Here is a 25,255-nt window from a genome sequence, read left to right as displayed (position 1 = left end):
GTACTCAAGCTTGTGAGTCTAGATTAAGCCGCATTTGCTCTGTGATATACCATATGGAAAGGTTTCAATATAAGGCGGAGCCGATGTCCAGCCAAACAACGTGTTAGGCAGGTAGCTTCCGCCTTCTAATGCTAGCTCTGCATGTATATTCTTAGGCCTGCTGTATCCAGTTAGGGTCTATTAATACTTTGAATTGTTCTAAGGTGTCTGGGATCCTTTTATGCGTCTAAATAATAGCTTTTTGTAGTCTCATAGTAAAATAGCCCATCTAGTTATAGATGAGCTATTTTATTACTTTTCTTCGGATTTAGACTTAACTGACTGGCATTAATCGTAAAAAGGCGTTTTTTTAACCATTTTTAACATTAAAGTTTTATTGTAGATTAAATAACATTAATTGTATCAGCAATATAGACCTGGGCTTGACCATTATCACCATCGTAAGTCCATAGATTATAATTAACACTATCTACAACCTTGTCGTTAGCAGTGTCAAATTGCCATTGACCTGAATCCGACGCTACGTCATTATAACTGTTACCAGTTTGGCTTTGTCTACCGATATTGACTTCATCTTCGCTGGTACCGTTAATGTATAAGGTATTATCATCGTTGCCGGAACCATTCTGACGAACCGCTTCTGCATTTACAAAATCTAAAACCTGTTGACCGGCGGAGCTTAAATCTATTAACTCTACATTGGTAATGTTATCTAATCTAGCATTATCACCAGCGCCTGTCACGACATCGGTCAAGGTTATAGAGTCAATCCCATCACCCATCTCTACTTTAGCTCCAGTAGCACTGTCACCAGTGAAACGTGAAGCAGTTATAGAATCATTACCTGTTCCCATATTCACATCGCCGTCAATATCACCACCAACCTTTAAGTTGTCATCACCAGCGCCAGATAATACCTCCGAAGCCGCACTGATGAAGCCATCAATATTAATAGTATCATTACCGGTACCAGACCAGATATATGATGTGGTAGCAAGGTTACCAGTCAAATTGATTTCATCATTACCTGCCCCACTATTAACAAAGGATTGATTTCTGACATCGCCTACATTGACTACGTCATTACCGTCTCCAGTACTTACTTGACCGTTAACCAAGTTTTCAGCTGTTACGCTATCATCACCACCACCAGTATCAATACTTGCAGTATTATCGTAGGCAATATTACCAGCACCGATATTACCTGTGACCTCAATAGTATCTTGACCCAGCCCACCAAATACTTCACCAGTAATTGTGCCACCTACTCTTAAATAATTAGTATCCGATGCACTATCAGTATTATCATCATTACCTAGACTTAACCCTGACCCATCTTGATATTCTGTGAGATAGGAGCTCGGCATCGGCCTTCCACTACCTAAATCAACCAAACCAGTAACTGCCACACCGTCAGAAAATAAGTTTCCATCAATGTATACTTCGTCGCTACCACTACCAGTATAAATTTCGCCACTTACATTGTCAGCAACTCTGACAATATCATCACCTGATTCTGTAAATACACGTGCAACAGTAGGGATATCATCCTCAGAGATAATTAATTCATCATTACCTTCACCCATATAAATTCGAGCATCTACGCCAGTATCGATGCTGGTAAAGCCTAGGGTATCATCCCCATCACCTGTATCAACAGATATTAGATTTCTATCCGCATCTGTAGATCCATAGTTATTCGGATCTCCGCCATCATTAGGAGCATCAGCATCGTTACCCAAGATGTTTAATGAATTATCAACTATCAAAGTGTCATTATAATTAGTAAACAATAGCGGGTCAGTAAAGCTGGTTTCTTCAGAAATGGTATAGCCCGTAAGATAATTTGGGAATTGATCACGTAAAATTTGCGTTTCCGATGGTCCATAAACCAATGACATATCATTGTTTAATCCTGTTCCATCAAATGCAGATTGTATAGCTGGATTATCGATAACAAATCCAGTATCTGCCGCTTTTTCTGAAAGTAAGTCAGTGGCTGAACTGGTACCACCCACGTTAGTAGCTTGCGCTACTACACCCAGGGTGTGCTCGTCTTGAGCAGCATCGCCAGTTTGGTCTGTATTATTCAAACCAGATACATCAACCTCTGTAGAGTAATTACCATCGGCATCGACTATGGCCGTGGTTACGATGGCATCGCCAATCGGTAGTCTATTTTCATCATACTCTTGGATGGTTAGTGTCACCTCCTCACCCTCAGCCACGTCAGTTACCGTACCCGTCACGGTAGCTAATACAGATAAATCGACTGTACTGATTTCAACACTACCTGTAGGAGCATTAGCAAAAGTGACAATAAAGTTACCATCTGCATCCACAGTTGCGGTTTCAACCTGACCACTCTGATCTTGCACTGTGACAGTACTGTTTGGTATACCTGTACCCGTAACGTCGTTACCACTAATAGAACCAGTTGCAGGGTCTGTAGCATCAATATAGTCCTGTAGGTCAACAGTGATCGTCGGCGCTTCAATGGCATTGGTTAGCGAATCAGATGCTAAGGGCGATGTATTGCCAGCTGCATCGGTAATTTTCGCCGTTACTGCTTTACTTATACCGTAGGGAAACTGCGAGACTGGATAATCAATCTGTAACCCATTATCAATCATATCTTGAGTGATTGAGTATTCTTGCGGAGTACCATCAGGGTTAGTTACCGTCAACGTATCGCCTACCGCAACACCAGCTGGTATATCAATCTGAACAGAGATTACATCATGACCATCGACATTGCCTGCTAAGTATTCTTGAAGCGTTAATTGTCCGTCGTCTGGTGAGCTATCTTCAACATAAGTTACAGTAGGTGCATCAGGTGCCGTTATGTCAACTTGTGTAGTGTCTTCACCTTGAGTAGAAGTAATAGTTGGATCTTCAGCATCGGCTACTACCGCAGTTATCGTATTTAGTTGACCATCAATAGGTGTAAATGTAGTCATAACACCATTAGCAATTAGATCATCAGTTAACGTGATTTGTTCAGTTGTGCCATCTGGCTTAGTTATGGTCATAACGTCTCCAGCCTCATAACCACTATCTGCTGGTAAAGTCACAGTGACGCCCACTTCGTCATTACTATCTAATTCACTAGCGTTAACAAAGTCATCGCCGCCATCTTCAATCACGACCACTGGCGCACCTGCCGCATCTGGTATACCATCACCATCACTATCACCAGGTATAAGCGTGTCATTGCCTGCAATACCGGTAGCAGGATCACTAACATTATTTACTGCATCTGTTGCAGTAGCAGTGACAGTAGATCCATCTAAAACTGAATTCTCAGCAATGGTCACTACGCCTGTGCCGTTATCAATAGTAACGCCTGTCGGGGCAGTTGATGGTAACGTCCAATTACCAGAGTTGTCTTTTACCGCAATTAACTCAACTAATACACCTGACTCGTCTTGATAATTGATGGTCATAGAAGCAACATCAGTATCCGCAGGAGGATCAATCGTAACACTACCGTCATCAGTACTTGGCGTTACAGTCGGAGCATTTACCAAAGTATCAAGAACTGCACTATCAGTGCTTTCAGTGCTTTGGTTGCCTGCGCTATCTCTGATGACAGCTGAAACGTTTACTGTGTCGCCTTCAGCCACTAGTGACTGATCATAGTTTAGTATCAAACCATTATTAATCATTAGTTGGGTCACTGTGTAGTCTACAGTACCATTAGGGCCTGTAACACTAAGCGTATCACCTTCTACTGTACCAGCGGGTAATATCACTCTGACATCAATTGTATCTTGTAGTTCACTAGAATTAATACTACCGTCGTCATTCGAATCTTCAATAATTCTAATAATCGGTGCAGCTTCAGGGAACACCAAGTCAGTAATGGCTTGATCAGAACCTTCAGGAGATATATTACCTTGAGGATCAGTTACTACAGCACTAATAACGTTGGTGTTGTTCTCATCTAATGGTATAAACGTGGTTTCAATACCATTGGTCAGGTCATCGTCAGTTAAAACAACTTGCTCTGTAGTACCATCTGGCTTAGTAATAGTTACAGTATCGCCCTCACTAAAGCCTGAATCTGCTGGGAAGGTGATAGTCGTCGTTACAGTGCCCTCAGCATTTAAATCTTCACTATCAATATTTCCATCGCTATCTACATCGTTGATGGTAACAACTGGTGCAGCAGTTGGAATAACAGCGTCTACCGCTGCACTGTCTGTACCTGGCGCGCTTTCATTACCGACAACATCAGTGATGGTAGCGTCAACGTCCAAGATCTCTCCTTCAGCTGGCGCTATTACCATGGTGGTAATTACACCTGCATCAAGCTGTGCTTGAGTCAATGGCGCTTGTGCTTCGCCATTCACCGTGACCACATCACCTACTTCGGCATCATCTGGTAGCGTGACGGTGACCGGTACGTTACCCTCTGCATCAATCTCGTCAGCGGTGATGAAGTCATCGCCGTTACCAATAGCAACTGTTGGCGCAGCTGGTGCTGCAGTGTCTTTAGTTGCACTATCACTACCTTCGACTAGGTCAGCTTCAGGGATACGACCATCAGTAACAGTAGCAGTAACGGTACTTTCTACTCCGTCTGCAAACTGATCTGCTGGGTAGCTTATGCTAAGACCACTATTTAGAATGTCTTGAGTAACGGTATAGTCTTTGGTGCTGCCATCAGGGTTAGTGACTGTTATTGTGTCACCTACCTGAGTATTAACTGGCATATCAATTACTACATCAACTGCACCATCAAGTTCTTCTGCATTGATGAAACCATCATTGTCTGTATCTTCTGTGATAGTAACCACTGGACCTGTATCTTGTTTACCATCACCCGTTGAGTCACCTGGAACTAAGGTGTCTACAGTTGCGGTATCAGTAGCTGGCTCACTCTCATTACCCGCAGCATCAGTGATGGTAGCGTCAACGTCCAAGATCTCTCCTTCAGCTGGCGCTATTACCGTGGTGGTAATTACACCTGCATCAAGCTGTGCTTGAGTCAATGGCGCTTGTGCTTCGCCATTCACCGTGACCACATCACCTACTTGAGCGTCTATTGGTAAGCCGACAGTTACTGTCACTTCACCGTTTACGATTTCGTCAGCAGTGATGAAGTCATCGCCGTTACCAATAGCAACTGTCGGTGCGGTTGGTGCTTGGGTGTCTACGGTGGCGCTACCACTACCTTCTGGTGTGGTGTTACCAGCGTCATCTTTAACTACCGCCGTAACCGTTACTTCTTCACCTTCTGGGAAGTCGCTTTGTGGGTAGCTGATTTGTAGACCGGTGTTAAGTATGTCTTGGGTGACAATATAGTCGTCTGTGCTGCCATCAGGATTGGTTACCGTGATGGTGTCACCGATTTGGGTGTTGACAGGCGTTTCAATAGTGACGTCAACCGGACCTTCTAGCTCATCGGCATTGATGTAGCCATCGCCATCTGTATCTTCGGTGATAGTGACGACTGGTGCGGTATCTGATGTGCCATCGCCATTGCTATCGCCTGGTACAGTGGTATCTACCGTCGCACTGTCATTAACAGGCGCGCTCTCGTTACCGGCAGTATCCGTGATGGTGGTTTCAACCTCTAGCGTTTCACCTTCGGCTGGTGCTGGGACGTCTACGACCACTTCACCTGCGGTGATGTCGTCTTCTGTTAATACGGTGTCTTCACCGTTTACGGTGACTGTGTCGCCCGCTTCGGCATCTACTGGTAGCGTGACGGTGACCGGTACGTTACCCTCTGCATCAATCTCGTCGCTAGTGATGAAGTCATCGCCATTACCTATCGCTACTTCTGGTGCGGTTGGTGCTTGAGTGTCTACGGTGGCGCTACCACTACCTTCTGGTGTGGTGTTACCAGCGTCATCTTTAACTACCGCCGTAACCGTCGTTTCTTGACCTTCTGGGAAGGCACTTTGTGGGTAGCTGATTTGTAGACCCGTGTTGAGTATGTCTTGGGTGACAATATAGTCGTCTGTGCTGCCATCAGGATTGGTTACCGTGATGGTGTCACCGATTTGGGTGTTGACAGGCGTTTCAATAGTGACGTCAACCGGACCTTCTAGCTCATCGGCATTGATGTAGCCATCGCCATCTGTATCTTCGGTGATAGTGACGACTGGTGCGGTATCTGATGTGCCATCGCCATTGCTATCGCCTGGTACAGTGGTATCTACCGTCGCACTGTCATTAACAGGCGCGCTCTCGTTACCGGCAGTATCCGTGATGGTGGTTTCAACCTCTAGCGTTTCACCTTCGGCTGGTGCTGGGACGTCTACGACCACTTCACCTGCGGTGATGTCGTCTTCTGTTAATACGGTGTCTTCACCGTTTACGGTGACTGTGTCGCCCGCTTCGGCATCTACTGGTAGCGTGACGGTGACCGGTACGTTACCCTCTGCATCAATCTCGTCGCTAGTGATGAAGTCATCGCCATTACCTATCGCTACTTCTGGTGCGGTTGGTGCTTGGGTGTCTACGGTGGCGCTGGTTGTTGCCGGATCACTTTCGTTACCCGCTTGATCAGTAATGGTGGCATTGACCTCTAAGGTTTCGCCTTCTGATGGTGCGGGTACGTCAACCACAACCTCACCGGTGTCTACGTCTGTTTGGGTAAGGACTTTGTCTTCACCATTGACACTTAGGGTGTCACCAACTTCTACGCCTTCTGGTAGGGTGACTGTGACCGGTACGTTACCGTTATCATCGATTTCGTCGCTAGTGATGAAGTCATCACCGTTACCAATCTGTAGTACTGGGGCATTGGTGGCACTGGTATCTACCGTCGCACTGTCATTAACAGGCGCGCTCTCGTTACCGGCAGTATCCGTGATGGTGGTTTCAACCTCTAGCGTTTCACCTTCGGCTGGTGCTGGGACGTCTACGACCACTTCACCTGCGGTGATGTCGTCTTCTGTTAATACGGTGTCTTCACCGTTAACGGTGACTGTGTCGCCAGCTTCGGCATCACCTGGTAGCGTGACGGTGACCGGTACGTTACCCTCTGCATCAATCTCGTCGCTAGTGATGAAGTCATCGCCGTTACCAATAGCAACTGTCGGTGCGGTTGGTGCTTGAGTGTCTACGGTGGCGCTACCACTACCTTCTGGTGTGGTGTTACCAGCGTCATCTTTAACTACCGCCGTAACCGTCGTTTCTTGACCTTCTGGGAAGGCACTTTGTGGGTAGCTGATTTGTAGACCCGTGTTGAGTATGTCTTGGGTGACAATATAGTCGTCTGTGCTGCCATCAGGATTGGTTACCGTGATGGTGTCACCGATTTGGGTGTTGACAGGCGTTTCAATAGTGACGTCAACCGGACCTTCTAGTTCATCGGCATTGATGTAGCCGTCGCCATCTGTATCTTCGGTGATAGTGACTACTGGTGCGGTATCTGATGTGCCATCGCCATTGCTATCGCCTGGTACGATGGTATCTACCGTCGCACTGTTATTAACAGGCGCGCTTTCGTTACCGGCAGTATCGGTGATGGTGGTTTCAACCTCTAGCGTTTCACCTTCGGCTGGTGCTGGAACGTCAACCACGATTTCACCGTTTGTGATGTCGTCCTCTGTCAATACGGTGTCTTCACCGTTTACGGTGACTGTGTCGCCAGCTTCGGCATCACCTGGTAGCGTGACGGTGACCGGTACGTTACCGTCTGCATCAATCTCATCGCTGGTGATGAAGTCATCGCCGTTACCTATCGCGACTGTCGGTGCGCTTGGTGCTTGAGTGTCTACGGTGGCGCTGCCACTACCTTCTGGTGTGGTGTTACCAGCGTCATCTTTAACTACCGCTGAAACCGTTACTTCTTCACCTTCTGGGAAGTCGCTTTGTGGGTAGCTGATTTGTAGACCGGTGTTTAATACATCTTGAGTAACCACATAGTCTTCTGTGCTGCCATCAGGGTTGGTTACTGTGATGGTGTCACCGATTTGGGTGTTGACAGGCGTTTTAATAGTGACGTCAACCGGACCTTCTAGTTCATCGGCATTGATGTAGCCGTCGCCATCTGTATCTTCGGTGATAGTGACTACTGGTGCGGTATCTGATGTGCCATCGCCATTGCTATCGCCTGGTACGATGGTATCTACCGTCGCACTGTTATTAACAGGCGCGCTTTCGTTACCGGCAGTATCGGTGATGGTGGTTTCAACCTCTAGCGTTTCACCTTCGGCTGGTGCTGGAACGTCTACCACGATTTCACCGTTTGTGATGTCGTCTTCTGTCAATACGGTCTCTTCACCGTTTACGGTAACTGTGTCGCCAGCTTCGGCATCACCTGGTAGCGTGACGGTGACCGGTACGTTACCGTCTGCATCAATCTCATCGCTGGTGATGAAGTCATCGCCGTTACCTATCGCGACTGTCGGTGCGCTTGGTGCTTGAGTGTCTACGGTGGCGCTACCACTACCTTCTGGTGTGGTGTTACCAGCGTCATCTTTAACTACCGCTGAAACCGTTACTTCTTCACCTTCTGGGAAGTCGCTTTGTGGGTAGCTGATTTGTAGACCGGTGTTTAATACATCTTGAGTAACCACATAGTCTTCTGTGCTGCCATCAGGGTTGGTTACTGTGATGGTGTCACCGATTTGGGTGTTGACAGGCGTTTCAATAGTGACGTCAACCGGACCTTCTAGTTCATCGGCATTGATGTAGCCGTCGCCATCTGTATCTTCGGTGATAGTGACTACTGGTGCGGTATCTGATGTGCCATCGCCATTGCTATCGCCTGGTACGATGGTATCTACCGTCGCACTGTTATTAACAGGCGCGCTTTCGTTACCGGCAGTATCGGTGATGGTGGTTTCAACCTCTAGCGTTTCACCTTCGGCTGGTGCTGGAACGTCAACCACGATTTCACCGTTTGTGATGTCGTCCTCTGTTAATACGGTGTCTTCACCGTTTACGGTGACTGTGTCGCCCGCTTCGGCATCTACTGGTAGCGTGACCGTAACCGGTACGTTACCCTCTGCATCAATCTCATCGCTGGTGATGAAGTCATCGCCGTTACCAATAGCAACTGTCGGTGCGGTTGGTGCTTGGGTGTCTACGGTGGCGCTGGTTGTTGCCGGATCACTTTCGTTACCCGCTTGATCAGTAATGGTGGCATTGACCTCTAAGGTTTCGCCTTCTGATGGTGCTGGTACGTCAACCACAACCTCACCGGTGTCTACGTCTGTTTGGGTAAGGACTTTGTCTTCACCATTGACACTTAGGGTGTCACCAACTTCTACACCCTCTGGTAGGGTAACTGTGACCGGTACGTTACCGTTATCATCGATTTCGTCGCTAGTGATGAAGTCATCACCGTTACCAATCTGTAGTACTGGGGCATTGGTGGCACTGGTATCTACCGTCGCACTGTCATTAACAGGCGCGCTCTCGTTACCGGCAGTATCGGTGATGGTGGTTTCAACCTCTAGCGTTTCACCTTCGGCTGGTGCTGGGACGTCTACGACCACTTCACCTGCGGTGATGTCGTCTTCTGTTAATACGGTGTCTTCACCGTTTACGGTGACTGTGTCGCCCGCTTCGGCATCTACTGGTAGCGTGACGGTGACCGGTACGTTACCCTCTGCATCAATCTCGTCGCTAGTGATGAAGTCATCGCCGTTACCAATAGCAACTGTCGGTGCGGTTGGTGCTTGGGTGTCTACGGTGGCGCTACCACTACCTTCTGGTGTGGTGTTACCAGCGTCATCTTTAACTACCGCCGTAACCGTTACTTCTTCACCTTCTGGGAAGTCGCTTTGTGGGTAGCTGATTTGTAGACCGGTGTTAAGTATGTCTTGGGTAACCACATAGTCTTCTGTGCTGCCATCAGGGTTGGTTACCGTGATGGTGTCACCGATTTGGGTGTTGACAGGCGTTTCAATAGTGACGTCAACCGGACCTTCTAGCTCATCGGCATTGATGTAGCCATCACCATCTGTATCTTCGGTGATAGTGACTACTGGTGCGGTATCTGATGTGCCATCGCCATTGCTATCGCCTGGTACAGTGGTATCTACCGTCGCACTGTCATTAACAGGCGCGCTCTCGTTACCGGCAGTATCCGTGATGGTGGTTTCAACCTCTAGCGTTTCACCTTCGGCTGGTGCTGGGACGTCTACGACCACTTCACCTGCGGTGATGTCGTCTTCTGTTAATACGGTGTCTTCACCGTTTACGGTGACTGTGTCGCCCGCTTCGGCATCTACTGGTAGCGTAACTGTGACCGGTACGTTACCCTCTGCATCAATCTCGTCGCTAGTGATGAAGTCATCGCCGTTACCAATAGCAACTGTCGGTGCGGTTGGTGCTTGGGTGTCTACGGTGGCGCTACCACTACCTTCTGGTGTGGTGTTACCAGCGTCATCTTTAACTACCGCCGTAACCGTTACTTCTTCACCTTCTGGGAAGTCGCTTTGTGGGTAGCTGATTTGTAGACCGGTGTTGAGTATGTCTTGGGTGACAATATAGTCGTCTGTGCTGCCATCAGGATTGGTTACCGTGATGGTGTCACCGATTTGGGTGTTGACAGGCGTTTCAATAGTGACGTCAACCGGACCTTCTAGCTCATCGGCATTGATGTAGCCATCGCCATCTGTATCTTCGGTGATAGTGACGACTGGTGCGGTATCTGATGTGCCATCGCCATTGCTATCGCCTGGTACAGTGGTATCTACCGTCGCACTGTCATTAACAGGCGCGCTCTCGTTACCGGCAGTATCGGTGATGGTGGTTTCAACCTCTAGCGTTTCACCTTCGGCTGGTGCTGGGACGTCTACGACCACTTCACCTGCGGTGATGTCGTCTTCTGTTAATACGGTGTCTTCACCGTTTACGGTGACTGTGTCGCCCGCTTCGGCATCTACTGGTAGCGTGACGGTGACCGGTACGTTACCCTCTGCATCAATCTCGTCGCTAGTGATGAAGTCATCGCCGTTACCAATAGCAACTGTCGGTGCGGTTGGTGCTTGGGTGTCTACGGTGGCGCTACCACTACCTTCTGGTGTGGTGTTACCAGCGTCATCTTTAACTACCGCCGTAACCGTTACTTCTTCACCTTCTGGGAAGTCGCTTTGTGGGTAGCTGATTTGTAGACCGGTGTTAAGTATGTCTTGGGTAACCACATAGTCTTCTGTGCTGCCATCAGGGTTGGTTACCGTGATGGTGTCACCGATTTGGGTGTTGACAGGCGTTTCAATAGTGACGTCAACCGGACCTTCTAGCTCATCGGCATTGATGTAGCCATCGCCATCTGTATCTTCGGTGATAGTGACTACTGGTGCGGTATCTGATGTGCCATCGCCATTGCTATCGCCTGGTACAGTGGTATCTACCGTCGCACTGTCATTAACAGGCGCGCTCTCGTTACCGGCAGTATCGGTGATGGTGGTTTCAACCTCTAGCGTTTCACCTTCGGCTGGTGCTGGGACGTCTACGACCACTTCACCTGCGGTGATGTCGTCTTCTGTTAATACGGTGTCTTCACCGTTTACGGTGACTGTGTCGCCCGCTTCGGCATCTACTGGTAGCGTGACCGTAACCGGTACGTTACCCTCTGCATCAATCTCGTCGCTGGTGATGAAGTCATCGCCGTTACCAATAGCAACTGTCGGTGCGGTTGGTGCTTGGGTGTCTACGGTGGCGCTGGTTGTTGCCGGATCACTTTCGTTACCCGCTTGATCAGTAATGGTGGCATTGACCTCTAAGGTTTCGCCTTCTGATGGTGCTGGTACGTCAACCACAACCTCACCGGTGTCTACGTCTGTTTGGGTAAGGACTTTGTCTTCACCATTGACACTTAGGGTGTCACCAACTTCTACACCCTCTGGTAGGGTAACTGTGACCGGTACGTTACCGTTATCATCGATTTCGTCGCTAGTGATGAAGTCATCACCGTTACCAATCTGTAGTACTGGGGCATTGGTGGCACTGGTATCTACCGTCGCACTGTCATTAACAGGCGCGCTCTCGTTACCGGCAGTATCGGTGATGGTGGTTTCAACCTCTAGCGTTTCACCTTCGGCTGGTGCTGGGACGTCTACGACCACTTCACCTGCGGTGATGTCGTCTTCTGTTAATACGGTGTCTTCACCGTTTACGGTGACTGTGTCGCCCGCTTCGGCATCTACTGGTAGCGTGACGGTGACCGGTACGTTACCCTCTGCATCAATCTCGTCGCTAGTGATGAAGTCATCGCCGTTACCAATAGCAACTGTCGGTGCGGTTGGTGCTTGGGTGTCTACGGTGGCGCTGGTTGTTGCCGGATCACTTTCGTTACCCGCTTGATCAGTAATGGTGGCATTGACCTCTAAGGTTTCGCCTTCTGATGGTGCTGGTACGTCAACCACAACCTCACCGGTGTCTACGTCTGTTTGGGTAAGGACTTTGTCTTCACCATTGACACTTAGGGTGTCACCAACTTCTACGCCTTCTGGTAGGGTGACTGTGACCGGTACGTTACCGTTATCATCGATTTCGTCGCTAGTGATGAAGTCATCACCGTTACCAAGAACTACTGAAGGGGCATCTGGGGCTGTAGAGTCATCAGTACCTTGTACTTCTGTTGGATTGGATTCATTACCCGCATCATCTGTTGCTGTTACGTCTACGGTTTCGTTTTCATCAATTACAGGTACGTCTACTGTGTAATCGCCATTTTCATCCGCAGTTGTGGTGCCGATGACATTACCATCTTCGTCAGTTACTGTAACCGTTGCACCTGGTTCTGTATTACCCGTTAACGTAGTGGTGTCTTCTACGCCATCTCCATCTGTGTCAGTATTGGTTACGCTGTCTACTGAAGGGGCATCTGGGGCTGTAGAGTCATCAGTACCTTGTACTTCTGTTGGATTGGATTCATTACCCGCATCATCTGTTGCTGTTACGTCTACAGTTTCGTTTTCATCAATTACAGGTACGTCTACTGTGTAATCGCCATTTTCATCCGCAGTTGTGGTGCCGATGACATTACCATCTTCGTCAGTTACTGTAACCGTTGCACCTGGTTCTGTATTACCCGTTAACGTAGTGGTGTCTTCTACGCCATCTCCATCTGTGTCAGTATTGGTTACGCTGTCTACTGAAGGGGCATCTGGGGCTGTAGAGTCATCAGTACCTTGTACTTCTGTTGGATTGGATTCATTACCCGCATCATCTGTTGCTGTTACGTCTACAGTTTCGTTTTCATCAATTACAGGTACGTCTACTGTGTAATCGCCATTTTCATCCGCAGTTGTGGTGCCGATGACATTACCATCTTCGTCAGTTACTGTAACCGTTGCACCTGGTTCTGTATTACCCGTTAACGTAGTGGTGTCTTCTATGCCATCTCCATCTGTGTCAATATTGGTTACGCTGTCTACTGAAGGGGCATCTGGGGCTGTAGAGTCATCAGTACCTTGTACTTCTGTTGGATTGGATTCATTACCCGCATCATCTGTTGCTGTTACGTCTACGGTTTCGTTTTCATCAATTACAGGTACGTCTACTGTGTAATCGCCATTTTCATCCGCAGTTGTGGTGCCGATGACATTACCATCTTCGTCAGTTACTGTAACCGTTGCACCTGGTTCTGTATTACCCGTTAACGTAGTGGTGTCTTCTATGCCATCTCCATCTGTGTCAATATTGGTTACGCTGTCTACTGAAGGGGCATCTGGGGCTGTAGAGTCATCAGTACCTTGTACTTCTGTTGGATTGGATTCATTACCCGCATCATCTGTTGCTGTTACGTCTACGGTTTCGTTTTCATCAATTACAGGTACGTCTACTGTGTAATCGCCATTTTCATCCGCAGTTGTGGTGCCGATGACATTACCATCTTCGTCAGTTACTGTAACCGTTGCACCTGGTTCTGTATTACCCGTTAACGTAGTGGTGTCTTCTACGCCATCTCCATCTGTGTCAGTATTGGTTACGCTGTCTACTGAAGGGGCATCTGGGGCTGTAGAGTCATCAGTACCTTGTACTTCTGTTGGATTGGATTCATTACCCGCATCATCTGTTGCTGTTACGTCTACAGTTTCGTTTTCATCAATTACAGGTACGTCTACTGTGTAATCGCCATTTTCATCCGCAGTTGTGGTGCCGATGACATTACCATCTTCGTCAGTTACTGTAACCGTTGCACCTGGTTCTGTATTACCCGTTAACGTAGTGGTGTCTTCTACGCCATCTCCATCTGTGTCAGTATTGGTTACGCTGTCTACTGAAGGGGCATCTGGGGCTGTAGAGTCATCAGTACCTTGTACTTCTGTTGGATTGGATTCATTACCCGCATCATCTGTTGCTGTTACGTCTACAGTTTCGTTTTCATCAATTACAGGTACGTCTACTGTGTAATCGCCATTTTCATCCGCAGTTGTGGTGCCGATGACATTACCATCTTCGTCAGTTACTGTAACCGTTGCACCTGGTTCTGTATTACCCGTTAACGTAGTGGTGTCTTCTACGCCATCTCCATCTGTGTCAGTATTGGTTACGCTGTCTACTGAAGGGGCATCTGGTACGGTGGTATCAGGCGCCGGTGCAGGCGTAGGTGTATCATCGTCGTCATCATCAAGCGCCGCAGCTATCAAGCCAATGCCCGCTAGACCTGCAAGCCATGGCAACCATGCAAATCCGCCATCTTCAGTCGCACCGACCCAATAAGGGGTAGGCTGTGCATTACCCCCTAACGCTTGACCCTCTGTTGCACCAGGTTCAAGTTCAGTCACATAATCGGCCACCTCACCTGTATCTGGTACATAGTAATAGTAGCTGCCATCTTCTGCTTGGCCAATCAATGCGCCATCTGGCTGATCATAATATCCTTCTATGATTAGATCGCTTTCTTGACCACCATCTTCCATTGAGACGTGTAGATCTTTACCGACTCGTTTGGTCACTATGTGATCAGGCGCTACGCCTGTTTGCGGATTGACAAGCTCATAGTTTGCTTTTTCAGTCGCTTTTATGACTGTTGGTTGTCCGTCTTTGGTGACAACTTGATGTTCTGCTATGGTTTGTACGGCGTTGTTTACTTTTACGATTACTGTGCTCATGGGGTGTTCCTATTTTCTGATTTTTTTAATTTTGTTTGTTCTTTAGTTTGCTTATATTAGTTTGCTTATTCGGTTGCGCTTACGGTGGCAACGACGCGTCTGTTTTTATATCGCCCTTGTTTTGTAGCGTTTGTTGCTACAGGTCTGGTTTCTCCAAAGCCTTGCGTGTTTAGTCTTGTGGCGTCTATGCCGTATTTGTTGACAAGTTCTTGTTTGACGGCTTCTGCTCGGCGCTGTGATAGGTCCATGTTGTAGCTGTCGTTACCGATGCTGTCTGTATGGCCTTCTATGAGTGTGGTTGTATTTGGATATTTCTTCATGAAGTTGGCAACCGCTTCGATGCGCTGGTTGAATACGGGTTGTACGATGGCTTTGTCAAATTCAAATAGGACTTCTAGGTTGATTGGTTTGTCTATTTCTACTTTGATGACAGGCTCAGGTACGACTACTTCTGGACAGTTTCGCTGTACGCGGCTGATTTGATGGGTTTGTTCTGGATAGCTGCTGATAAGCTCTTTGGCATACTCTGGTGTGAGCTTGCTTAGCTGTGGCTGCTTTGTGCTGTCATCTACGTCGACATAGATGTAGTTGTTTTGCTGGGCGGGAAAGTCTACTTGGTAGCTTGTGGCTAATTCAAAGTTGTTGAGGTTGGTTTCGGTGGTGGCGATGTCTATTTTGTGCACGCCACTACAATATCTGATTTGCGAGTAGTGTCCTGGTTGTAGGCTGACTTGGAATCTGTCATCGATGGCGATGTTGGCACTGGTGTCTATGCCATCAGCGTCTAGGGGTCTGACGAATATGAGGTTGGTTTCGTTATTGGGCAGGTTAAGCGCGACCTCTTCTTGATAGGCGGTGTTACCTGATTTATACCATTGTACGTGCTGCATGCTATTCGGGTTATAGACTACTGACGCTTCTGTTGGTTCTGCTGTTGCTGGTTGAGTGGTTAGTATGGACAATAGGACTGCGCTGATTAGTAGTTTATATTTTGTGTTTTTCATACAATTTGTACCCCTTAAGCTTGCATTCGGTTAATAGATGAATAGTGTGGTTAAATGGCGGTATAAAATTTAAAAGTGATATGAAATGAAGATTATTTAAAAAGTTTGTGCTGTGAAGTAATATTACAACTTGTACTGTATAAGCTAATGACTTCTAAAAAAGAATTAAACTATTATATTATACGCATGTCATAAGTTATTGGAAAATCAAAACAGTAAACTCAGTAGTTTATTAATATTAGCTTAAATAAAATTAAAATTTCTGGCTCAAAAAAATTAACAATACTGCATAAAATGCACTTATCGATTAATATTATATAATAGAATTATTACGGTTTGGCTTTAAAAGAAGTTAATTAACTAAGCGTATTGATCGGCACTTTCAAATAACGTACTCCGTTATCTTCAGGTTCTGGCATTTTACCAGCATGTATATTAACTTGAACGGAAGGAATAATAAGACGTGGCATCTCAAGTTTGGCATCACGCTCGGTACGCAACCTGACAAACTCTTCTTTACTTATACTGTCTTTTATATGTTTGTTATGCGCTTTTTGGTCTGCCACAGTGGTGATGGGTGAATGCGAGCGGTGCTCAGGAGGATAATCATGACACAAATATATTTTGGTATCTTCTGGTAAAGATAGTAGCTTTTGAATTGAAGCATATAACTCATCAACATCCCCGCCCGGAAAGTCTACCCGAGCAGTGCCAACATCTGGCGCAAAAATAGTATCGCCTACGAATACAGCCAGCGCTTCGTTACTATTGGTAGTGTCTTCAGCTATATAAGCCATATCTGCAGGAGTATGACCTGGAACGTGCAAGACACTAAGTTTAATATCTCCAAGCATAAACTCACTGCCCTCCTCAGTTAACTTATCAAACTGGCTGGCATCAGTTTTAAAACTGTAATCAAAGTTAAAAATGTCTTTAAATATGCGTTGAACTTCAGTGATATGTTTCCCAATTACCAACTCACCTCCTAAGTGATGTTTAATATGCTGCGCTGAGCTTAGATGATCGGCATGGACATGCGTCTCAATAATATACTTAACCTCTAAGTCTTTATACTTAATATAATTAATAACTAGATCAGCAAATTCGGTACTGGTATGACCCGATTTAAAATCATAATCGAGTACTGGGTCGATGACTGCACATACCATCTTATTGGTATCGATTAAAACGTGCGTATAGGTTTCAGTATCGTCATGTAAAAAGGATTCAACATACATTTTGAGTCACCTTCAGAGTTTGCAATTAATGAGAATTTGCAATTAATGAGAGTTAGTAAGTGAGAATTAGTAAGCAATTATGACTATAAAATATTATACATAAATATATAATATAAACATTTATCGGCGTGTAAATTTAAATAACTGTTAAATAAATAGTAAATACCTATACTTCTTTACTACTCTCTATTTCTAATTCTAGAAACTCACATATTTAAACCGAAAATATAGTATATTGATTTATCTCAAGACACATAGTTTGTGTTTGTGTTTATTCAAAAAATTCAAGTTAATCCAGATATGGCTTCAATAAAGATTATTAATGACAAAATTGAAATTAATAAAAAAGCTGGCAGATGCCAGCTTCTTTAAACTCATAATGCTTAATTAAAATATACAGCCGTTTTTAATTAAAACCCTTTTAAATTAAAACAACACTCTAACGCGGATCGTTTCTTCAATATCACGCAATTTAACAAGTGCTTCCTCTGAATTGCTGTCATCCACATCCATAACCATATAACCCACATCGCCTTCAGTCATTAAGCTCTGAGCTAAGATATTAATTCCTGCATCTGCAAATGAGTTGTTAATTTGCGACAAAACGCCGGGCACGTTTTGGTGAATATGAAGTAGACGGTGCGAGCCTTCTTTGACTGGTATACTAACCTCAGGGAAGTTAACAGACGTTGTCGTATCACCTGCATCTGAGTATTTAACAAATTTCTCAGCTACTTCAAGTCCTATATTGGCTTGGGCTTCTTGAGTAGAACCGCCAATATGCGGGGTTAAAATCACATTATCAAACTTACGTAATGGTGATTCGAATTCTTGATCAGCAGATTTAGGCTCTTTAGGGAATACGTCTATCGCAGCGCCGAGCACTTTACCTGAGTCAAGCGCATCTGCCAGATCATCAATTTCTACACAAGTGCCGCGTGCTGCATTAATGAAATAGCTACCTTCTTTCATTTGATCGAATTGCTCTTTTTTTATCATATAACGTGTACTAGGCACATCCGGCACATGTAGCGTGACAATATCCGCTTTATTCAATAGCTCATTTAAGCTGCCTACCTGTTCTGCATTACCCATAGGTAATTTAGTCACCACATCGTGGTAGATAACTTTCATCCCTAGACTTTCAGCAAGAACAGACAATTGCGAGCCAATTGAACCATAGCCTACAATGCCCATCACTTTGCCGCGCACTTCATGCGAGTTCTTAGCAGACTTGCCCCATCCGCCACGATGCACAACTGCGTTTTTCTCAGGTATGCCGCGGTATAACATAATCGCTTCTGCCAATACCAATTCGGCTACCGAACGCGTATTTGAATATGGCGCGTTAAATACTGGAATACCAAATTCGCGAGCCGCTTCTAAATCCACTTGGTTCGTTCCAATACAGAAACAACCAACAGCAATCAGTTTGTTGGCTTGTTCCAAAATATCACGGGTTAATTGAGTCCGCGAACGAATGCCTACAAAATGAGCGTCTTTAATTTTTTCTGCAAGCTCTTCTGGATCAAGTGCATGCGATAGATATTCGATATTTGTATATCCTGCTTTATCTAGCACTTTTAGTGCATTTTCATGCACACCCTCTAATAGCAAAAAACGTATTTTGTCTTTATCAAGCGATAATGCCATATTTTAGCCCTTATTCTAAATAGTTTGATAAATTCAGGTGTAAAATCATACCCTAATATTTTTACACATTAAATGTAAAATCAATATAATAGAACGTAATTTATTTAGTAAAAACTCACGACTAGTGAAAACTTACGACATCCTATTCTTAAAATTAAATAACTTTAAATGAATAGGCTGTATATTTATATTCATGCAATTTAGATAGTTTAATATCAGTATGTCATAATACAGGAATTTTATAACATATTATATGTATAGTCAGCGAAATACTAAACGGTTACGGTGTTAACCTCGCTCGCCCTACCATAGTAGTAGTTGCACTCGGTTGCCTTGTAACCATTTTAGATTTCTTTGACTATATTTGGCAGTCCCTATTTCGAGTAAACCCTTGCCAATTATGAATATATTCAATAACTTTTGCTTATATTTAAATTTTTTATGGATTTATGATCCCGCATCGTATTCTATTTATAATTTATGGTACCTAAGTCCTTTATAGAGATTAATTATGACAGCTACTTCAAACTCAAACATTGGTGAAGCCTCAAACATCAGCAATGAAGCCACCACACCTGCGCACGAACAAGCACACAGTGCGAATCAGTCTCATATTAATGACCCAGATTTAAACACCTCTTCACAAGTGGCGTCACCTGTTATTGAAAAGCTTATCGACCAGTTAATCAATATGCATAGCTTTACTGACAATCAAATCAAAACAGATTCTGAAAGCTTAGCGCACTGGGGAAAAGACTGGACCAAACATTTCGCGCCAGCACCTTCAGCCATTGTTTTTCCAAATTCGACGGAACAGGTACAGTCTATTATTAAGCTTGCCAATCAATACAATGTCGTTATTACACCAAGTGGGGGGCGTACCGGTTTATCTGCTGGTGCAGTAGCCAGTAATGGTGAAATTGTGCTTAGTATGGACAAAATGAACAAAATAGGTGAGTTTTATCCAGCGGATAGAATGGTAGAAATCGAAGCCGGCGTTATTACCGAACAACTACAGCAGTTCGCCGAAGACAAAGGACTATATTATCCTGTAGATTTTGCCTCTGCTGGATCAAGTCAGATTGGTGGGAATATTGGCACGAACGCTGGCGGCATTAAAGTGATACGTTATGGCATGACCCGCAACTGGATTTTAGGTTTGACTGTCGTAACTGGTAATGGAGACATATTAGAGCTTAATAAAGGCATGATAAAAAATGCCACAGGATATGATTTACGTCATCTATTTATTGGGGCAGAAGGAACCTTAGGAATTGTCACCAAAGCTCAAATCAAACTTGAACGTGTCCCGCAAGATTTAACAGTTATGGTCTTTGGGATGGATGAGTTTGATCATGTTATGAATACCTTGAGCGCTTTTCAATCGAAGATTGATCTAACCGCATTTGAATTCTTTGATGAGGTAGCAATAGACAAGCTAATGGCAACCGGTCATGTCCAACAACCTTTTGAAGCCCGTACAAAATACTATGCACTTTTAGAATTTGAAGCGCCCTATGAGCCTATTATGGACAAGGCGATGGCGATGTTTGAGCAGTGTATGGAAGAAGGCTGGATCGTAGATGGGGTGATGAGTCAAAGCTTGAGTCAAGCTGCCGAGCTTTGGAAACTGCGTGAGTATATCTCTGAAACCATTTCTGTATTTACACCTTACAAAAACGATGTGTCCGTATTAATCAGCTACGTACCTCAATTTATCCATGATATTGAAGCGGTAGTAAATACCAATTATCCTGATTTTGAAATTTGCTGGTTTGGACATATTGGCGATGGTAACTTACATTTAAACATTCTAAAGCCTGCTAACTTAACCAAAGATGAGTTCTTTGAAAAATGTAAAAGTGTAAACGATTTGGTATTTAAAACGGTGCAAAAATATGGGGGTTCCGTATCGGCTGAACATGGGGTTGGCATGACCAAAAAACCATATCTTCACTATAGCCGTAGTGACACTGAGATAGAGTACTTAAAACAAATCAAAAAAGTATTCGATCCAAACAATATTATGAATCGAGGTAAATTATTTGACGTTTAGTCGTTTTGACGTTAGTCGTTATTGGTATTAAGGGCTGTCTAGCTTGAAGCATATAGTTTATAAATAAGCATTAAAGCAATTATAACGAGTATGGTTAATAGCCCTTGAATGATTATAATAAAATTAAACTATCAATATATAGCCATTAGGTATATTGCCACTACAAAATTAACATCTATCATTCAACCTTATTTTAAGCTTTGTACTAACAATTAGCACTAACTTACCATTAGAGCTAACATTTGATTATTAAAACAATTCATTAGAGCCAACTATGTCAAAGAACGAAGATTTTCATCTAAAAATAGCTGAGATTAGAAAAAAAGACTATCCACAATTAAAAAGTCTAATGGATCGTGTGTATACAACACTCGGCGGCGCTTGGTCCAAAAACACTATCACAGCGTTAATCGATTCATTCCCAGAAGGTCAAATAGCCTTGTTCGATCATGATAAGCTCATCGGAATGGTATTAACCATGCGTGTCGATTATCAACGTTTTTCGAACCCACATACTTACGATGATTTACTCGGTCAACGAGAGATTATTAAAGATAACCCAGAAGGGGATGCATTATATGGCGTAGACGCGCTTATTGACCCCGACTACCGGGGATATCGTTTGGGTCGACGCTTGTACGATGCGCGTAAAGAGCTGTGTCGCCAGATGAATTTTAGAGCGATATTGGCCGGCGGGCGCATCCCCCAATACATCAATCATCAGCATCTCACTCCTGGAGAATATATTGATGCCGTTGAAGCACGTGAAATCTATGATCCCACCCTATCTTTTCAGCTTTCAAATGGATTTATTGTAAAGCGCATTTTGTCCGGTTATTTACCAGATGATAAACACTCCAAAGGCTTTGCCACCTTACTGGAATGGGCAAATATTTATTATGAACCTCAAGTATATAGACCTGACACTCGAAAAACTGAAGTACGTATTGGAGGCATCCAGTGGCAGATGCGTGAAGTCGAATCGCCTGAAGAGCTTTTGCAGCAAGTAGAGTTCTTTGTAGACATTATGGCGGATTATAATGCGGACTTTGCTTGCCTGCCCGAATTTTTTAATGCACCGTTAATGGGACTGTGTGAATCAACCGATCAAAATGTTGCCATTCGATTTTTAGCAGACTATACCGAGTGGTTTAAATATGAAATATCTAATCTCGCAGTGGGCTATAACGTGAACGTTATCACTGGCTCCATGCCGTTATTTGATGAGAATGATGAAATTTTATACAACGTCAGTTATCTATGCCGCCGTGATGGTACTGTTGAAGAACAGCGCAAAATTCACATTACACCGCATGAAAGAAGTGCATGGGTTATTGAGGGCGGCAATAAGGTTCAGGTGTTTGATACTGACGCTGGCCGTATTGGCATCTTAATCTGCTACGATGTTGAATTTCCAGAGCTTGCCCGTCTATTAGCACTCGAGGATATGGACATTTTATTTGTACCTTTTTGGACAGATACCAAAAACGGCTATCTGCGTGTGCGTCACTGCGCTCAGGCGCGTGCGATTGAGAATGAATGCTATGTAATGATCTGTGGTTCGGTAGGTAACTTACCGCAAGTGGAGAGCTTGGACATTCAATATGCGCAGTCCAGTGTCTTTTCGCCTTCAGATTTTGCGTTTCCTCATGATGCCATAATGGCAGAAACCGAAGCCAATACCGAAATGGTATTCTTTTCTGATCTAAATCTAGACAAGCTTATTCATGTGCGAAATGAAGGGTCGGTCAATAACCTTAAAGACCGCCGTGAAGATATCTTTACCTTGAAATGGAAGAAAAAAGCAAGACAATCTCTAGCCAAGCAAGCTGTATCGTCAAACCTAGATTAGAGTATGTTCGATAATTAGACCAAGTTTTATAAAATTAGAAAAAGTTTTATAAAATCAAGTGTCAACTTTTAAGTGTTTAATTATGCGGATTTAATGCTTGTTAAATTTGTCCAACTTTTAAATACTTAAAAAAATGATAAGACTTATAACAAACGTTAAACCAATTGCTATGAAATTTTGCAGGCTCAATATGAATAACAAACCAGACACCCGACCAAAATGGATATCGTGGGTTGGCACGACGCTTAAATATGCGGCGGTGTTTTTAGTTATTTATACCGTTATCAACTGGTGGCGGCAACCTGTCATGCCAGTCCATCCAGAGTTGCAATTGAGGGATACTCATGGTCAGATGGTGGACATTGAAAAAATGAGCCACGAGTCACCAGTATTGGTCTATTTTTGGGGTACATGGTGCGGGGTTTGTAAAGTAACCTCTCCCACCATTAATTCACTAGCACAGACTGGGCAGTATCCCATCGTGACAATTGCCACGCAATCCGGTAATAATAAAGCGTTACAAACGTATCTGCAAAACAATGAGTATTCTTTCACTACGATAAACGATGAGACAGGTAAGATATTCAGCGATTGGCAAGGGCAAGTGACACCGTCATATGTGATATTAAAAGAAGGTGAAATGACTCAGGGCTTGACGGGAATTCAACCCAAATGGTCACTAAGGCTTAGACTGTGGTTGTCTTCAATATTCTAAAAATCACAAATCAGCTAAAGCCCTTAAAATTTCTTTATTAACGCTAAGCCGTAAACTTAGTAAAAGCTCTTAATTAAGTCAAAGACTTACTGTTTGTAATAACTGTCGTTTTGTCTTAGCCACCAGTTCATATTATTTTGACGTGTGGCACGAAAGTCTTCAAGTTTATGGGCAGCTTTGGTGTTATGCAGCCTAAGGGTATCTAGTCCAAATAAAATGGGCACGCTTGCTAGAACGCCATAGCGCAGGCGCGACTTTGGTAAACCTAGACCATCACCGATATCATCTCCAACGAGGGTGCGGGTCACACTGGCGTTCACAAGCTCAACAAATCTACCTTTCCTATTATCTTCGCCCATAATTTGTGAAGGCAAGCGATGTAAAGCATCTGCCAATGGCTTGCCAACCTTAAACTCCAAACGCTGAGTTGCAAGGTATGTATACAGCCATGTCCAGCATTCAGCTTCATTATTCGGTAGTCGTTTTAAATCAATACCCATCCACCAGCTGGCCAGATGCCATAGATGTAGAATGCCTTTAGCTTCTTCTTTGCTAATTCTGGCGCCAAGTACTCTCAATCCTCGCATAATCAATAAAGAGAATTGCAGATGAGTTGCCACCATATCGGTTTGATTAATAGGGATTCCCCAATATTGAGTATCCCATCCCTCTTTAATTAGTTTATGACGGACGATGGCGTGGATTTGGCGAACCTGTATACTTTGCCGCCACCCTTCACTACCAATAGCCAAAACACTATCAGCATTGTTCAGCTCTGGATGCTCAGATACGGCTAATATATAGGAATATGTACGCATCAACCTCGGTAGTGCATCATGGACCAGCGCCCCTGTTTTAATCAAAGGTACCGACAATGCTGGAATGCTATAGCCTGCCATCAAAGCAACATTTCTTAATAACCAAATAAGCATCAAGGGATAACGTCTATATGCCCTTGCGCCGACTTCTGCTAAGTCCGAATCAAACCATTTAGGATGGGCAGAAAATTGCGCCGCCAGAAGCTGAAAATCAGTTTCATAGACTAAGCTTGAGTCTATATTATGCTCTCTCGTTGTATTTTCAGCGCTAGGTTTTTCAGTATGTTTTAAAGATTCACTATTTGATGTTGTTGAAGATGATGCTGAAGAAAATGATTTTGAAGAAGACTTTAAGGTTGTCGTACTAGAGGCTTTAGCATCTGGTAAGCTATTAAGTACATAGGCTTGTAAAGGTTTAGCAAACTTTTTATTAGTCTTAAGAAGCCTATCGACAACAGGATCTCCAATATCATAGCCTTGGGTCATCTCATCGAGTAGCGTTTGTGACACTCTAAAGTCTTTCGGCAGCAAATATTTTCGGATACGTCGTAAAACCTGTAAATCATCATGATGATCTATCGCTGTGGTTCTACCATGCTGTTGTTTAAAACTTTTACTGTCTTTTGATATCATCATATAACTAATGTTCGCTTTAAATTATTCAGGTTTGAGTAGATTTAAAATACAATAAATAGAATATGAAGTGTAGGCTTATTTATGGTCAACTATCTCAAAGAATTATTTCTATCTCTATCAAACCTGTCTAACTTGTTTTTTAGATTTGATATTTTTATTATCACTAAAACTATAGAATTTAGATGTCATACTTAAATTTTAAAAAAAATCATACCATGTAAAACGGGTGCAAACGCTACAAATTATAG

The 25,255-nt window shown here is 44.2% G+C and carries 8 protein-coding genes; 3 read left to right on the top strand and 5 right to left on the bottom strand.

Annotated elements, in window-relative coordinates; all coding sequences use genetic code 11:
- Positions 1-383: 383 nt before the first annotated feature.
- The 4 genes from AC21OH_RS01240 to serA all read right to left on the bottom strand — a co-directional run bounded on the left by AC21OH_RS01240 (position 384) and on the right by serA (position 18,930).
- Positions 384-15,035 (bottom strand): Ig-like domain-containing protein, encoded by a 14,652-nt coding sequence (locus tag AC21OH_RS01240; RefSeq protein WP_491139906.1) that lies wholly within the window; start codon positions 15,033-15,035, stop codon positions 384-386.
- A gap of 65 nt (positions 15,036-15,100) precedes the next feature.
- Positions 15,101-16,039, bottom strand: coding sequence for an OmpA family protein (locus tag AC21OH_RS01235; RefSeq protein ID WP_487371610.1), 939 nt, complete (start codon positions 16,037-16,039; stop codon positions 15,101-15,103).
- A 356-nt stretch (positions 16,040-16,395) separates the two neighbouring features.
- Complete coding sequence (locus AC21OH_RS01230) at positions 16,396-17,277, bottom strand: MBL fold metallo-hydrolase (RefSeq protein ID WP_487371609.1); 882 nt, start codon at positions 17,275-17,277, stop codon at positions 16,396-16,398.
- 426 nt (positions 17,278-17,703) lie between these two features.
- Entirely contained in the window at positions 17,704-18,930 is a 1,227-nt protein-coding gene (gene serA / locus AC21OH_RS01225) for a phosphoglycerate dehydrogenase (RefSeq protein WP_487371144.1), read from the bottom strand.
- A gap of 691 nt (positions 18,931-19,621) precedes the next feature.
- Between serA and AC21OH_RS01220 the strand changes: the two genes are divergently transcribed.
- The 3 genes from AC21OH_RS01220 (at position 19,622) to AC21OH_RS01210 (ending at position 23,553) form a co-directional block, all read left to right on the top strand.
- On the top strand, positions 19,622-20,986 hold the full coding sequence (locus AC21OH_RS01220; RefSeq protein WP_487371146.1) for a D-2-hydroxyglutarate dehydrogenase: 1,365 nt from the start codon (positions 19,622-19,624) through the stop codon (positions 20,984-20,986).
- 274 nt (positions 20,987-21,260) lie between these two features.
- On the top strand, positions 21,261-22,838 hold the full coding sequence (locus AC21OH_RS01215) for a carbon-nitrogen hydrolase family protein (RefSeq protein ID WP_486534513.1): 1,578 nt from the start codon (positions 21,261-21,263) through the stop codon (positions 22,836-22,838).
- A gap of 190 nt (positions 22,839-23,028) precedes the next feature.
- Positions 23,029-23,553 (top strand): protein disulfide oxidoreductase, encoded by a 525-nt coding sequence (locus tag AC21OH_RS01210; RefSeq protein WP_486534514.1) that lies wholly within the window; start codon positions 23,029-23,031, stop codon positions 23,551-23,553.
- 86 nt (positions 23,554-23,639) lie between these two features.
- On the opposite strand, the gene AC21OH_RS01205 is transcribed toward AC21OH_RS01210, so the two are convergent.
- A complete protein-coding gene (locus AC21OH_RS01205; protein ID WP_487371143.1) occupies positions 23,640-25,007 on the bottom strand; it encodes an oxygenase MpaB family protein in 1,368 nt (455 codons plus the stop codon).
- Positions 25,008-25,255: the final 248 nt, after the last annotated feature.

It is taken from the genome of Psychrobacter sp. CX10 (assembly GCF_057621575.2).
Note: the sequence above shows the minus strand (reverse complement) of the source record. Positions and strands in the feature narration are given on the sequence as shown.

Coding starts and splice junctions, on each gene's coding strand:
- AC21OH_RS01240 (WP_491139906.1), bottom strand. CDS start 15,035: ATGAGCACAGTAATCGTAAAAGTAAACAACGCCGTACAAACCATAGCA.
- AC21OH_RS01235 (WP_487371610.1), bottom strand. CDS start 16,039: ATGAAAAACACAAAATATAAACTACTAATCAGCGCAGTCCTATTGTCC.
- AC21OH_RS01230 (WP_487371609.1), bottom strand. CDS start 17,277: ATGTATGTTGAATCCTTTTTACATGACGATACTGAAACCTATACGCAC.
- serA (WP_487371144.1), bottom strand. CDS start 18,930: ATGGCATTATCGCTTGATAAAGACAAAATACGTTTTTTGCTATTAGAG.
- AC21OH_RS01220 (WP_487371146.1), top strand. CDS start 19,622: ATGCATAGCTTTACTGACAATCAAATCAAAACAGATTCTGAAAGCTTA.
- AC21OH_RS01215 (WP_486534513.1), top strand. CDS start 21,261: ATGTCAAAGAACGAAGATTTTCATCTAAAAATAGCTGAGATTAGAAAA.
- AC21OH_RS01210 (WP_486534514.1), top strand. CDS start 23,029: ATGAATAACAAACCAGACACCCGACCAAAATGGATATCGTGGGTTGGC.
- AC21OH_RS01205 (WP_487371143.1), bottom strand. CDS start 25,007: ATGATGATATCAAAAGACAGTAAAAGTTTTAAACAACAGCATGGTAGA.